This window comes from Niastella sp. (assembly GCF_045805085.1).
Classification (GTDB): Bacteria; Bacteroidota; Bacteroidia; order Chitinophagales; family Chitinophagaceae; genus Niastella.
Window position 1 is genome coordinate 17,026 of the sequence record NZ_JBJMLX010000508.1, and the last position, 14,553, is coordinate 31,578.

At 44.0% G+C, this 14,553-nt stretch carries 10 protein-coding genes; 1 reads left to right on the plus strand and 9 read right to left on the minus strand.

The window, feature by feature from the left end; genetic code table 11:
- Positions 1-53: 53 nt before the first annotated feature.
- From ACJ751_RS26600 to ACJ751_RS26625, 6 genes are all read right to left on the minus strand, one after another.
- Positions 54-905, minus strand: coding sequence for an aldo/keto reductase (locus ACJ751_RS26600; protein ID WP_407748574.1), 852 nt, complete (start codon positions 903-905; stop codon positions 54-56).
- A gap of 148 nt (positions 906-1,053) precedes the next feature.
- Positions 1,054-2,202: a ScyD/ScyE family protein gene (locus tag ACJ751_RS26605; protein ID WP_407748575.1), complete on the minus strand. Its 1,149-nt coding sequence runs from the start codon at positions 2,200-2,202 to the stop codon at positions 1,054-1,056.
- Positions 2,203-2,364: 162 nt separating this feature from the next.
- The gene (locus tag ACJ751_RS26610) at positions 2,365-3,258 is read right to left on the minus strand and encodes a hypothetical protein (RefSeq protein ID WP_407748576.1); all 894 of its coding nucleotides are present in this window, start codon (positions 3,256-3,258) and stop codon (positions 2,365-2,367) included.
- Between the two features lie 203 nt (positions 3,259-3,461).
- On the minus strand, positions 3,462-4,148 hold the full coding sequence (locus ACJ751_RS26615; protein ID WP_407748577.1) for a DUF1345 domain-containing protein: 687 nt from the start codon (positions 4,146-4,148) through the stop codon (positions 3,462-3,464).
- 57 nt (positions 4,149-4,205) lie between these two features.
- Entirely contained in the window at positions 4,206-6,248 is a 2,043-nt protein-coding gene (locus ACJ751_RS26620; protein ID WP_407748578.1) for a RagB/SusD family nutrient uptake outer membrane protein, read from the minus strand.
- 17 nt (positions 6,249-6,265) lie between these two features.
- Positions 6,266-9,556 (minus strand): SusC/RagA family TonB-linked outer membrane protein, encoded by a 3,291-nt coding sequence (locus ACJ751_RS26625; protein ID WP_407748579.1) that lies wholly within the window; start codon positions 9,554-9,556, stop codon positions 6,266-6,268.
- Between the two features lie 464 nt (positions 9,557-10,020).
- Between ACJ751_RS26625 and ACJ751_RS26630 the strand changes: the two genes are divergently transcribed.
- A complete protein-coding gene (locus ACJ751_RS26630; RefSeq protein WP_407748581.1) occupies positions 10,021-10,473 on the plus strand; it encodes a YybH family protein in 453 nt (150 codons plus the stop codon).
- A 37-nt stretch (positions 10,474-10,510) separates the two neighbouring features.
- Here the strand turns inward: ACJ751_RS26630 and ACJ751_RS26635 are convergent, their stop codons facing one another.
- The 3 genes from ACJ751_RS26635 to ACJ751_RS26645 are packed head-to-tail and all read right to left on the minus strand — an operon-like array spanning position 10,511 to position 14,058.
- Positions 10,511-11,329, minus strand: coding sequence for a helix-turn-helix domain-containing protein (locus ACJ751_RS26635; RefSeq protein WP_407748583.1), 819 nt, complete (start codon positions 11,327-11,329; stop codon positions 10,511-10,513).
- A 59-nt stretch (positions 11,330-11,388) separates the two neighbouring features.
- Positions 11,389-12,033 carry an MEDS domain-containing protein gene (locus tag ACJ751_RS26640; protein ID WP_407748584.1) on the minus strand — a complete coding sequence of 215 codons (645 nt, stop codon included), beginning with the start codon at positions 12,031-12,033 and terminating at the stop codon, positions 11,389-11,391.
- A 54-nt stretch (positions 12,034-12,087) separates the two neighbouring features.
- Positions 12,088-14,058: a PAS domain S-box protein gene (locus tag ACJ751_RS26645; protein WP_407748585.1), complete on the minus strand. Its 1,971-nt coding sequence runs from the start codon at positions 14,056-14,058 to the stop codon at positions 12,088-12,090.
- Positions 14,059-14,553 lie beyond the last annotated feature (495 nt).

A 14,553-nucleotide genomic window follows, 5' to 3' on the forward strand; every position in this document is an offset into this window, starting at 1 on the left:
GATGATAAATATCAGGCAGGGGGATGTCTTAAATCATCCCTCTGCCTGACCGGTTAAGCACTAACGCTTTCCAGTTCGTCCATTTCTTCCGGGGAGAGCAGGAGATCCGCGGCTTTTACATTTTCTTCGGCATGGCTCACTTTTGACGTACCGGGTATCAACAAAATGTTTGGCTCGTGGTGATACAACCAGCTTAAGGCTACCTGTTGGGCTGTAGCATTATGCCGCTGAGCCACTTCATCCAGCTTTTGTAAGAAACTTATGTTACCTGCATTGATGGGGTTCCAGGGAATGAAAGCTATATCATTCTCCCGGCAGTATTGCAACTCAGGTTCCCAGTCGCGTACCACTATGCTGTACTTGTTTTGCAGCGACACTACCGGGAAAAACGCCTGCGCTTTTTTCACACTGGCGATGTTTACTTCTGAAAGACCAATGTGTTTTATCAGTCCTTCCTGTTGCGCCTTTTGTAAAAAGGTCAGGGTGTTTTCGTATGGAACGCGGGGATCAATTCTGTGTAACTGGTAAAGATCAATACGATCCAGCTTCAGGCGCTTAAGACTGCCTTCCAGCGCTTTTTTCAAATGATCGGGATGGCTGTTGATATGCCATTGATCGGGACCAGTGCGTTCAAACCCACCCTTTGTGGCAATAACCATTCCGGCAGGATATGGATAGAGCGCTTCTGCTATTAATTCTTCCGATACGTTAGGCCCATAGCTATCTGCGGTATCAATGAAATTAATGCCGAGACCAGGCAGGGCCTGTAATACGCGAATGGCTTCGTCTCTGTCTTTTGGCGGGCCCCAGATGCCTTTACCGGTAATGCGCATGGCGCCATACCCCATTCTATTCACGGTAAGGTCGTTACCCAGTTTAAATGTTTTGTTTGTAGCTTGCTGCATATTGAAGGTAGATTTTTCCCTTCAACACGTGAATGGGGAATTTGTTTCATCATCTATCTTCAACCCTTCCCAACGCGTTGCCAGTCAGCAGCAAAAAAAGACCGCCCGCCAACTGGCAGACAGTCTTTTTCAAACTTCCGTGTATTCATTATTTAATCAGATCGTGCAGGTTCATTTTTCGCTCACAATCGATCTTAATTTTAAGTATCTGACCACCACCTATTGCCGGCGCACCAAAACCCCAATTGGAAACGTATAAGTTACCATCGGGTCCATACTCCAATGCAGTAGGCAGATTTAAACCAGTGACCAGCGTGCGCCGGTTGCCCGAAGGATCAATTCGAATAATATCACCGGTGCCCGGAGTGGGGTTGGCATTGCTGGTTGTATTTTCAAGCACATACATACCACCTGCTTTGTCAAAAGCAATACCCAATATTGTACTGAACCCGGTTTCTACTATACTGATGGCGCCGGCAGGTGTTATTTTATATACATTGCTATTTCCGGTGATCGGGAAAACGTTCAGATTGCCCACATAAAAGTTTCCGTTATACCAGGTAATGGCTGTTGGCACTATGTGTCCCTGGCTGGCCGAAATATCGATCAGGCGATCAATATTTCCATTGGTGTTTACTCTCACGATCTCACCATGATTTGGTTCAACTGCATACAGGCTGCCATTTACTGCCACCATACCGTACCAGGTACCATCCGGTTCAAAATCGTCTTCTTCGGGTTTGGCAACCGGATGCGCCATTTGCCATTCACTGAGATTTGCTATCATATCCCAGCTTTTATTGTTTTTCACTTTTACAATCCCATTCGGTATCCCGTCTACTCCATGTGAACAGCCTGCACCTGCCAACACTGCATACAGGTTAGTGCCAAGAAAAGCTACATCAGCAACACCGCTAACAAGGCTACCCGATGTGGGCGCTGTTTGGCTCGATGGTAAATTTTCAGCTACCGTGCTGATCATTCCATTCTTATCTACTTTCAAAATACGGGCGCCGGTTTTACTTCCCCTGTATGGCCCCACAGGTGGTATAACCTGGGTGCATTTACCGGTTGTTGAATCGCTGCCGCCAATACCGCCTTCAGCTACATACAGGTTTCCATCGGGTCCAAATGTCAATCCCCGCGGATTATTGAACCCGGAAGCAAATACCGAAACAGATGCCACCATGTCATCCTGTTTGCAATCGCAAAACTTGCCGATGTCCTTACGGCAGGATACTAGAGAAAGAATAACAATAAGGACATAACCCGAGTGTAAAGATCCTCTTTTTGCCATAAACGCCTCCTTTATGTTTAGTGAAGAAAAGCAGCGTTATCAACTTTCGGGAAGGACAATATAAATTTTCTGGGGAAGGAAATTATTAATGTAGTATCTGCCACAAATAGCCCGCCAAACACTATAAAAAAAAGTTGATTGTCGTTACTATCAAAACTCAAATTAATAATGTGCTATCAGGGTAGAATCCTTTTGATAAAAATAAATAACCGGTTGCTGTTTTTTATTCACTTCTGAACAGGTAAAGTAACCCTGCTGATTGGGTGAAAAGCAGATGGCTTCCCCTTGCGGTTCTTTTTTTACCGGTGTTATTTGCCGAGGCGGCCTTTGCAATGCGGCGGCTATAGTTTCTCCCGCTGTACGTTTCCAGTACCAGTAGTACTCTTCGTTGCGCAGTAAGATCTCAAGGCCATTTGATGAAATGTTGCCGCTTGTCACCAGGTGAAAGGGTAATGTGATTACCGGTTTAAGCACCACTTTATGGCGGGTAGATTGGGGAAAGGAAGCTACATAAATATTACTGCTATCATCTTCCTTTGTGACTATATACAGATCGCGGGTAAGCGGGTCGAGCAAAATTGTTTCTGCATTGCGTGGCCCGTCGGGATACTGTAATGTAATGGTTTCGGCGTTTTTTATTGTTTTCTGAACAGGAAACGCAGCGTTTGTCAGATCCGGTTCGGGAAAACGATAAATGCGTATTCTGCCATGCCAGGCGTGATTGTCGCCAATATCAGCAACATAGAGATAACTATGGTCAGCCATTGGACCAGGGCCAAGGGCTATATCTTCCCAATCGCGGTTGTTGCTGCCGCGAATGATCAGCTTGCCAAGATCCTGGCCGCTGGTATTTGTAAGATAAATGCAATTCGGATGCCCATTGTCCTGGTTTAAATACAGGATGTTTTTATTCTGATGACTTGCAGCGATACCGGAGATCTCATGCAATTTTTTTCGCTCCAATGGGATAACCTGTGGGCTGGTACTGAATGCAGTAGGCAGGTTGGGTAATTCACTGCTATAAGATACAGGTTGTTTAGTCAGCCCACCTTGCAACTTATGGCAATTTATGCAGGGAAGACAGGAATGCAGGGTAATAAGCAACGATGTGCATAGTAAGGTATTAATAAAATATTGCCAACATGCTTTCATACGATTTCCTGCTCCACACATATTCTTTTAAAAAGGATATGCCAAACCTAGGAAATTCGCATTAGCAGGCTGTGACCGCAGTATTATCTGCCGGTTAAATCGGCGGATCATTTTTGGATCAATCCGGCAATAATATTTATGATAAGCGCAACAATGGTAGTGTTAAATAAAAAAGAAATGAGCCCATGCAACAATACCAACCGCCTTATGATGCCAGATGACACCGTTACGTCGGAGACCTGAAAGGTCATACCAACCACAAAGGAAAAGTAAGCGAAATCAAGATAATCGGGTCTTTTCTCATTGGGGAAATCCAATCCGCCTCTATATTCCTTTTCAATGGCATCTTCCTTTTTAGAGGTATAAAAAAGGTGTGCATAACGGATAGTAAAAAGGGTATGGATCAAGATCCACGAGCAGGTAACTGAGGTTATAGAAAGGATGATATGATAATAATAGCCCCTTTGCCCCGGAGCCGGCAATGCGCGTAACAGCAATACAATGGCTACCAGGCTTACGATCGACGCCACCAGAATGATAAAAAAGACAAGCAACCGGCTGAAGTCCTGTTTTTTGGCAATGATGGTTATTTCCTGGGGGTGAGCAGTAAACAGGGTGATCCAGGTTAAGATCAGATCTACCAATGAAAAGCAAACCCAGCCTGACATCAGCTGGAATGGAATAGATTCCGTTCTCATTATTAAGAAACAAATTACCCCGGCAGCCAATGAAATAAAGAACTTGATGATGGCAGGCAGCTTATGAAAACTATGGATCCATTTGCTTTCGTTCATGTAATAAAATTAAGGAATAAAAAAGGACCGCGAGATGCGATCCTTTTTTTAAGTCTGTTATGACTGTGGCAATCCGTAACCGTTGGTGACTTTTCCTTTCGAATTACTGATCGTTTCAGTTGGAATTGGCCAGTAGTATCGGGGCGGATCATTGGGACTGGTGATCCCCGACAAAATATTCCGGTCATAGGCGGCAATAGTAGCAGGAGCGCTTATTAAATTAATGCCCCAATTGGTTTTTACATAGCCCTGGCTTACCAGAGTAGCCGCAGTGGTTGCATCGATATTTGTAAATAAACCCTGAATGGCCAGGTTATGCGCGGTACCTTTTACTGTTACAGAACTTATTGTACTGAAATTAAATTGACCCCGCCAGCCAGGGTACAGCTCCGGTCTGGTGCTGTCGGTCACATCATAGGTCAATGGGTTGGCTAAGGCAATCATTTTTGTATAGATATAAGTAGAGATCTGGTTACCATTGGGAAATTTATGGAAGCCCTGTGTTTTGAGATCGTTGATCAGGGTCGCCATGTCCTGGCGAACCGCCATGGCTTTTTCAGGGAACTTTCCTGAGCGGATCAGATCCCAGCGGCGGGTTCCTTCGCCCACCAGTTCCAGTTTACGTTCCTGTAATACTGCTTCTTTTAAAGCATCACCGGCCAATCCGCTTATATTATGATTGGTATTGCCAAAAGCCCGTTGCCTGATCTGGTTCACCAACGTAATAGCAGCAGCACTTTGCCCTAGTTCAGCTTTCACTTCAGCCGATAGCAGGATCACATCAGCCATTCTCAGGATCGGCCAATCCATCCCCGAGTTTCTTTGAGCTGCCGTGTAGGGTGGGTTCATCCGGTTCTCGTCCCATTTGTTGATGGCGATGCCACCGGTGCTTTTATTTCCCGGGGTAAAAGAAAGTATTTTTTCATTTCCATCGCCATTGCTCCCGGTAACAGTCACACTGGCATCCCTTCTTTTATCGCCATTTTCAAATTCCCCATAGTAAAAAGTAGGAATGATCCGAAGCGCGCCGAACGTTTTGGTAGGCGCCGCATTGGCGCTGCCGCCATCTGATGGCCGGCCAAATGCATAGGGATATTCGCTGGTGGTTACCTGTACCCCGCCCTTGATATTGCCCAATTGAAACAAAGACTCCGGACTCGTTTGCAGATCTGCAAAATACTGGAAATGCCGTTGAAAGGGGTTGCTCGCATTAGGCCTGCCGTCGGTAGTAATTAAATTGGCTGCACCTTTATTATCGATGGCGGCCTGCAAATATTGATCGGCAATTTTGTAATAATCCAGGTAATCGGTACGCCGGGCATATACGCAGCCAAATTGTTCAGCCCCTTTTTTGGTAAATGTTACACTTCCATATAAACCATCTACATCGGTACGGATGGTTTGATAGCCGCCTGAAAAAAGCGCCAGTTCCCCGATCAGGGCATCGCAGAATGTTCTTGACATCCGTTCGGCATTTATTCCCCCCTCGCCTATTTTGTACATCAGGGGTTCAACATTTTTAAGGTCCGCAATCAGGCTATCGTAGATATCAAACCGGGAACTAAGGGAATAATCTGTTACAGTTGTATTTTCATAACCATAAGGCACATCTCCAAAATGTTTTATCAGATCAAAATAACACAGCGCCTTTATAGTCATAGCCTCGCCGTACAGGTGCGTCCAGTCGGTAGGTTTACCGTCCGCCACATCTGTCTGATAAGCTGCTTTTGCTTTAATAAGCCCGGCTACTTTGACTGCCCGGGCCAATGTGCTATACAAACCGTTAAATCCACCTGAAGCGGAGTTTATAGGCAACAGGTCGGACCGTAAAATGGCATTCAGGTTATTACTGGAGCCATCCTCGGGGTACATTTCAGCATCCGAACCAATGGGGTCGTTCCATCTGTAGGTTCCCATAACACAGTTCTGCCGGTAGTTGGCATAACACCACGAAAGCGTTTTGAAAGTTTCCGATGGCGTGGAGGTAACGAAAGCATCGTCTACGTTGGATGGGGAAGTTGTATCCAACCAACTTTTTTTACATTGGGTAAAAGCAATGCACAACGTAACTGGTAATATATAGTTTATTAACTTTTTCATTTTTGCGCTTTTAATAATTAGAAACTAAGATTCACACCAACAACATAAGAACGAGGCCGGGGGTACGCACCAAAATCAAGCCCGGTAGTGGGATATTGGCTGTTGTTGTGGTTAGGATCTACGTTTACTTCAGGATCGAGCCCGGAATAACTTGTAAGCGTAAACACATTATAGATGCTGCCATAAATACGCAGATGACTGATCTTCGCTTTAGACACTATAGATTTGGGCAAGTTGTAACCCAACACCAGTGTGTTCAGGCGCAAAAATGAACCGTCTTCGATCCCCAGCGATGAGGTTACGCCTACCTCATTATACGCCAGGGGTAATTTAGCATTTGCATTGGCGGCATTCAACTGATCGGGTGTAGTGAGTTTTACCAGCTGTCCGTTCTGTACATCGTAGATTTTATAAGCATCTTTAAGAATGGCCAGGTGGTTTTCATAAACGCCTGCTTCCTTGGGGCCATATAACGACGCCAGCTTATTAGCGTTATAGATCTGGTTGCCATAGCTCCAGTTAAAGTACATGCCAAAATCAAAACCTTTATACGAAGCGCTTACGTTGAACCCGCCTGTGTGAACAGGATTCATGTTTCCAATAACAGCCAGATCGTTCCCATCGATAATACCATTCGTATCCAGGTCTCTGAATTTTGGTAATCCGGGATAGGCAGCCGAATTCGAACTGGGAATACCATGCACAACGCCAATATTATTACTATTATTAGGCAGTCCCTTTTTTAAGGTATAGGTACCATTATTATAATCAAAATCATCAGGCGTATAAAAACCATCATATCTCAGGCCACGGACAAGGCCAACAGGGTGGCCCTGTTGCAGAATATAATCCTGCGTCGGATATTGTTGAGTACCGGACCAGCTTGCGCTATACAGACCGTTTACATTGCCAGCCAGTTCATCGATATTGCTTTTATTGAAGTTGATATTACCACCTACAGACACATTCCAGTCTTTGTTTTCGAACAGCGTTGCGTTCAATGACAATTCTACCCCTCTGTTACTTGTTTGTCCCACATTGGCAGTTGTTTGGGTGAAACCGGTGATCCCGGGAATGGTGGCTATCATCAGCAGGTCCTTGGTAGTGTTATGATACAAGTCGATAGTTCCCGACAACCGGTTTTTAAAGAAAGAGAAATCAACGCCCAGATCGCGGGTGATGGTGGTTTCCCATTTCAGATCGGGATTGGCCCGGGTGGCATTAGCAAAGTCATACGAAAGCTGCCGCTGCTGATTGATGGCATATTGCAAGCGCTGATCGGTAACGGAGGCCCATGATTGGGACCACAGGCTGGCACTAATACCATTATTACCCACTTCGCCGATTGAAGCGCGTAGTTTTAAATTATCCAGCCAGCTAACATCTTTTAAAAAAGATTCGTCCGACATCTTCCAGGCAAAAGCGCCGGCCGGGAAATATCCCCAGCGATTTGTGGGTGAAAATTTGGAAGAGCCATCGGCCCGGAAGGTGAACGTAAATAAATACTTGTCGAGCAAAGTATAGTTAACCCGGGTAAAATAAGAATTGATACGAACAGGCGTAGCTACGTTGGAAGAAATGGTAGACGAACCCGTGGAATCGATCTGGTTGATTTGCCCAAAAGCTGTTTTCCCGTCAAAATTCGAAGGATAGCGGGTCGCCTGGATGGCCAATCCGGTTCCACCGGAATTGTATATTTCATAGCCACCCAGCACACTAAACCGGTTAGCGTCATTGACCTGGAATTGATAATTCAACGTATTTGACCAACGCATTTGCCAGCTATCGTTTTTGCGATAGTCAGCATTGCCTGCAAATTTTTTATTCCCGGCATCATCCAGATAATTATTATACACAGCGCCCGACCAGTATTTACGCGTGTCCCATCCCCTGTTAAAAAACAGGTCGGTATGCGCAGTAAGCCCCTTGATCACTTCCCAGTTTAAAGCCGCCTGGCCACGAAGTGTTTGATCGAGTGTAAGCGGGTCATAATCTGCAGCGCGCGCTGCAGGAGCGTACGTGTCCCACAAGGAATTTTTTCCGTATTGTTCAATATTACCCGTGGTCAGCGCACCCAGATCGCCTAAAATATTACCCGTGGTAATAGGCCGGAATTTATAAGCTGTAGAGAGAATAGATCCACTACCATTGGTGGTGCCTTCATCACCAAGGCTTCTGGTATCTACAAAACGGGTATCGAGGCTAAAGGTTACATTATCAAACAGCTTATGGTTGACCTTAAACGATAGGTTAGCCCGCTTTAGATAAGAATTCAGTTTCATCCCCTGTTCATCGAGATAGTTGGCCGAAATGTACACTTTTGTTTTTTCTGTACCACCCGAGATCGTAAGGTCGTGGTTGCGCGAAATAGAACTGTTATAGATATCCCGTTGCGGGTCGTGGGTTGCAAGCCCCTGGTAACTATCAATGCCGCCCGTATTGTTGCCGGCATTGGCGCCGAGGCCATATAATTTCTCAAAGGGCGTTTGATAAGCGGCTCCATTGGCGGCTGCATTGGCCCATACGTACTGCAGATAGTCATAGGGGTTCAATGCTGCCAGGTATTTTACCGGCGTATTCCATTTTTGATACCCATTATAACTGATGATTGTTTTGCCTGCCGTTGCGCCTTTTGTGGTAATCAAAATTACCCCGTTGGCGCCCTGCGCACCGTAAATGGCCGTAGCAGAGGCATCTTTCAGCACATCGATGCTTTTCACCTGGTCTGCAGGAACATCACTGATATTACCCGGAACGCCGTCAACAAGGATCAATGGCTGATTGCTTTGCGAGATGGAAGTTCCGCCCCGCACGCGAATGGCGACATCAGCACCCGGCCTTCCGTCCTGTGTAGTAATATTTACCCCCGGTAATTTTCCCTGCATGGCCTGCGCAATATTGGGAACCGGTGCGTCCGTAATCGCTTTTCCACTTACAGAGGCTACGGAACCGGTCAAATCTTTTTTCTTAACCGTACCATACCCTATCACTACTACTTCGTTCAGGTTGGTAGACTCTTTATCGAGCGTAATGCTCAGCGGCTCACCATTTTTTGCTGTCACCAGTTTTTTACTATAACCTACGAGGCTGATCTCCAGTTGTACATCACCCGGGCGGGGCACCTGGAAAGAAAAAAATCCTTTTTCATTTGTACGGGTTCCAATACTGGTGCCTTTAACTGTCACGGAAACATCGGCGAGGCCCGAGCCTGTACTTTTTTCTGTTATAGTTCCCGATACTTTTTGTTCCTGGGCGAACAAACTACAAGTCCATAGCATCAGAACAAGCAGGATCATCTTACTTTTCATACTGCGATCGTTTTGGTTTGTGTTAGAGTATTTAAAATCTTATCCGCTCTCACTTGTGCGTCGAGAGGGAGCATAAAGAGCCATAGTCATTCAGGCTGCCTTCCTGAAGACACTATAAATCAGGGAGCATTTTATTTCGTATGGTCAGTAGGCCAGCGCTAAACCCGGGCCTCAAAATGGACTTATAATTGTTATTCTGACGTAATTAAAGTTAAAATAACTTTATGAGATCTCTAAAATATAACTTACAAAGTTCAGTTGTATTGCTATAAAAACCAACTAATTCAATTAAAACCAGGGATCATTTTCTACTCTTTTGCGCCGGGAACGATTGCGTAAATAAATCGCAGGCGTTAACACACAAATTGAAAAAATAATCTTGTGGAAAAGAGGAGTACTGATCTGTGCGGAATCTTACAATTTTGTGTGCGCCGCGGGCAGTTATTTTGTCATAAAACAAGTATATGAAAGGAATTATTTTTTTATTGTCGTTCCTGACTGCCTCCTGCTTTAGCCGTGCTCAATCGAAAAAAGACCAGCAATTGGAGGAGGCCAGAAAAGCCATCATTGCCAGCAACGCTATCTATTCTGACCTGGCAAATAAAGGCGATGGATCCATTTTAACGCGATACACAGAAGACGCCTGCCTCCTGCCCCCAAATGCTGCTCCGGTATGCGGCCGGGACAATATCCTTAACTTTTTCAAAGGCGGTCCCAAAATGCATAGTAAATTTATCATTCAACATATTTATGGAGACGGGAATGACTTTGTTACAGAAGAAAGCAATTATGAATTGTTCGACCTTAACAATAAGAAATTAGATGAGGGAAAGGTAATCGTGATCTGGAAAAAGACTGCAACCGGTTGGAAAATGCATCGGGATATGTTCAGCAGCAACCGCGCAGCCCAACAATAAAAATTATGATAGGCATCCCATGGATGCTTATCATTTCTTAAAAGCCTATATTGACTACCTGCTGAAATTCCTCACCGTTGGTAAGGAGCGAAGCTCTTGCTTCGAAGGGGGTGATCCCGGTGAATTTTGTGAACTCCTTTATAAAATGTGATTGGTCATAGTAGCCACAATCATAGGCAATTGATGTTAACTTCCGGCCGGATGAAAGGACCAGTTCGAGGCTCTTATTAAATCTATGTACTGAAAAAAGCGCGCGTGGTGAAATGCCTACCATGTCTACAAACAATTTTTCCAGATATCTTTCTGAAAGCCCGTAATGGGATGACAGGGTTTTACTGTCATATGAATCACCCATCGAAAACAGATGTCTGCACGCCTGCCCGATCATGGCAGACTTCCTATGTAGTTTTTCATTCTTAATAAGCTTTCCGATCAGGAACCTGTCAAGCAGGGCAACCCTTTGTTCATTGGATTCAGCCTCCATCAAACTATAATAAATAGTATCGATCTCCCCCGAAAATATTCCGTAAGCATCCGTAGCATAATTGGTGAACTCCGACATGGAATCAGCAAAGAATAGCGAGCTGGCATAAGGGTAGATCCTGGCAATCAATACAGCCGTGCCTTTTGTAACCGTAAGCCGGGAAGGTAACGTAAGATGTCCGAGCACTTCAACGCCAGGAAGTTTCCTTCTTCGGCCGTCAATAAAGGTGATGGCATTTCCTTCCGAAACATTTATGACCAGATCAACATAACCACTCGGGTAAAAAACTTCATCTGTCAGATCATTGTCGATGGAGATCAATGTATAATTCTTCACATAAGGCCTTAAAATATCGGCTGGAGCAAATTGCATGTTGGCTACATTTCCCCGAATGTACAAAATCAGGCAGGTGCACAGTTACCGCTTGTCCTTTACCGTTTTCGTTCAACCGGTTTGTAAAAAACGTGCTCCTTGCCTTTTCCCCCACCTGTAATCATCTTGGTATGGGCGTTACAAATATGCATAACTGATTCTGCGGCGTCCTGAGTGAAACCGCTTTCGGGATATGCACAAAACAAACAGAAGGCTTCATTTTCACAGAACTTGTTCCAAAGATATTCCAGCCTTACGGTGGCGCCCACGTATCCTTTAGCCCATAAGATCGCCACCATCTCACCAAAAGCGCGCACTTTACGGCTGTTTCCTTTTGCCTTCATTATTACTTCCCGTATGACCTTATGAAAAAGACTCTCGTCAGGCCAATCATTTACCATGAATTTGGCTAAAGTTTCTTCTGCATCAAGAGGAATATATTGGGTTCCGGAAATTAATGAAGGAACAGCGTACCCGGAAGCAGCGAGTCGTTCATCTAAAGCTTTTAAATGCGCAGTGGTGGCAATAACTACAGCACATTCCCCAACATTGACGCCATTACTGACAAATCCTGTCAGAAGGTCAAGAAAATCTTCATCATTTTCATAGATCTGTACAACATGCTCACAGGGCGCGATCTCGCCCCAAAAAACTTCACTCGAACTTGCAGCCCATTCACCGTTATTTATTTTCAGGGAATACATTGCTTAAATTTTCTAAATAATTATTATAACTTATTTCTTGCCCGGTTTGCATTGTTAACATATGTCAACTTCTTCAACGGGTAAATATATATGAAAAACTGCGCCTTCGTTTTGTCTACCTTCCGCAGCTATTATTCCTTTGTGATTCTCTACTATTTTCTTGCAAATGGCAAGGCCAAGTCCTGTGCCTTCATAGATAGTGCGTCCATGTAATCTATAAAACATCTCAAAAATTTTTTCAGACTGCTCAGGGTCAAACCCGATTCCGTTGTCTGAAACGCTCAGGTGATAATAACCCTTAGTAACTTCACCAGGAATATCCGGCAGACCGTTGCCTTCCACCAACTCACTGTGTACCTCGATGTATGGATCTACACCTGGCCTGGCAAATTTTAGTGCGTTACTCAATAAGTTTAAAAATAATTGGTGAAACTGGAAGGCAACAATTTTCAATGCAGGCAATTTTCCAACCTTGATCGTTGCATTTTTTTCGGTGATCTTTGCGTCAAGTGCACTTATCGTGTTTGTAAGAATTACATTCAGATCAACTTCTTCCAGGTTCCCTTCATAGTCATTGCTCTTGGCGTAAGTCAACAGATCCTGGATGAGGTTTCTCATCTGTTTTGTGGAATCAATAATACGATGGTATAATTCATTGCCTTTCTCAGAGAATTTATCACCTTCAATGGAAAAAAGCCTATCGAAGTTCATCTGAATTTTTCGCAACGGTTCCTGCAGATCATGACTGGCAATATGCGCAAAAGAGGAGAGCTGGTTGTTGATCTTTTCAAGTTCCTCATTCTTCACCTTCAACACTGTTTCGGCCTGCCTGAGATCTACGTTCCTTTTTCGGAGGTCTTCCGTTCTGTCCAATACAATTTTTTCCAGTGAATGCCTTATTTGCTCCTCGGCCGAAATATCCTGAAGAATTCCTATGTAGCCTGTGACTTCTTTTCCGGTATCATATATAGGACCTGAGTTCGCATAAGCGATAATGTAATTTCCCGATGCGCTCAAAAGCCTGAATTTTGCCTCAAAAGGTTGGCGGGCATGAAAACAATTTGACCATGAAGTGATGACGTTATTGCGGTCATCGGGATGAATAAAATTGAACCATAATCTTTTAAGCCCCTCCTGGATTGACCTGCCAGTCAATTGCTGCCATTTCGAACTCAAAAAGTTACAATCACCCTTTTCATCGGTGGTCCAGATGACCAGCGGCACCAGGCTTGCCATTTGTCTGAAGCGTTCTTCGCTCTCTATGACAACTTTTGCAGCCAATTTCTGCTCAGTAACATCAATGGTAAAGCACCGCGTATGCACAAATTTTTCGCCCTCCCATAACGCCGAAGAATTTATAGTTACATGTCTTATGGATCCATCTTTGCATACAAGGTCTGCGTCGTAATTCTCGATTCGCTGCTTATTGATCAAACGCCTCATAATATCTTCGATGGTACTTTTTTGGGCATGAAATTCTGAAATGTGACGCCCAATGTATTCTTCTTCTGCGTAGCCTAACAGCTTAAGTTCTGCATGGTTTGCCCAAACAATAATACCATCGGCATTCACCCAATGCAGACATATAGTGGCATTTTCAAAGTAATCTTTAAGGGCTCTTTCGGTCCTGTTTTTTTCGGTAACATCCGAGCAGTGAAAAATGAACCCTGTTACTTGAGTTTGTTGTTCAAAATGGGGAGAAAGGGTAGCCTCGAGGTACTGAAGATTGCTTTTTGTATTAACGATAATTTGAAAATGAGCAGTTTCACCCACCAGTACTTTTCCCATATAGCGTTGCACCTGGTCAAATATATCCGAGCCCACTATCTGTGGAAATTTTTCCCCGGCTACCTCGTCATTTACATGGAACCATGTTTTAAAGTGCTGGTTGCAAAACTGCAAAACCATATTGCAATCTATATATGCAACTAAGGCGGGAATAGAATTTACGAGAGTTACTAAGTTTGCGAATTCGCTTTGCATAACATTATGCGAACGCAAATTTGCATCTGGCTGGTTGGACATGTATTGCTCCTATTTACAATTGATTTTAGGGGAGTTATGGTATTTTTTAAATATCCTACAAGAATAGAAAAAATTATGCCATCTCTGTTCATCATATGCCGGCGTGGTATTTTGATTTTTCCTCCTGTGACAATTGATTTTCGGTGAGAGATAATTACTTTTTGCCAGGTTATAATTTAAAAACGGTGGGCTATAATTACTTTTTTGGAAGAGATAACTTTTTTTGGGGAGATGCTTACTTTTCTAACAGCAGATGATCTCTTTCCGGTAGCGATAGCTACTTTTTCATGTGAGATAATTTAGTTCTTTTGCACCATCCCTCGCCTTTTATAGTGCATCCCTTACTTTATTCTATTGCATCAATAGCCTTTTATGACTCATCCAAAGCTAACTTTTCATACAAGTTGCTTACTTTGGTGCATAAGTCGCTATTTATAGCGCATATCTGCGCAACTTCAGATCAATAATTGCTTTTTTTGTCACACAAGTAACCAA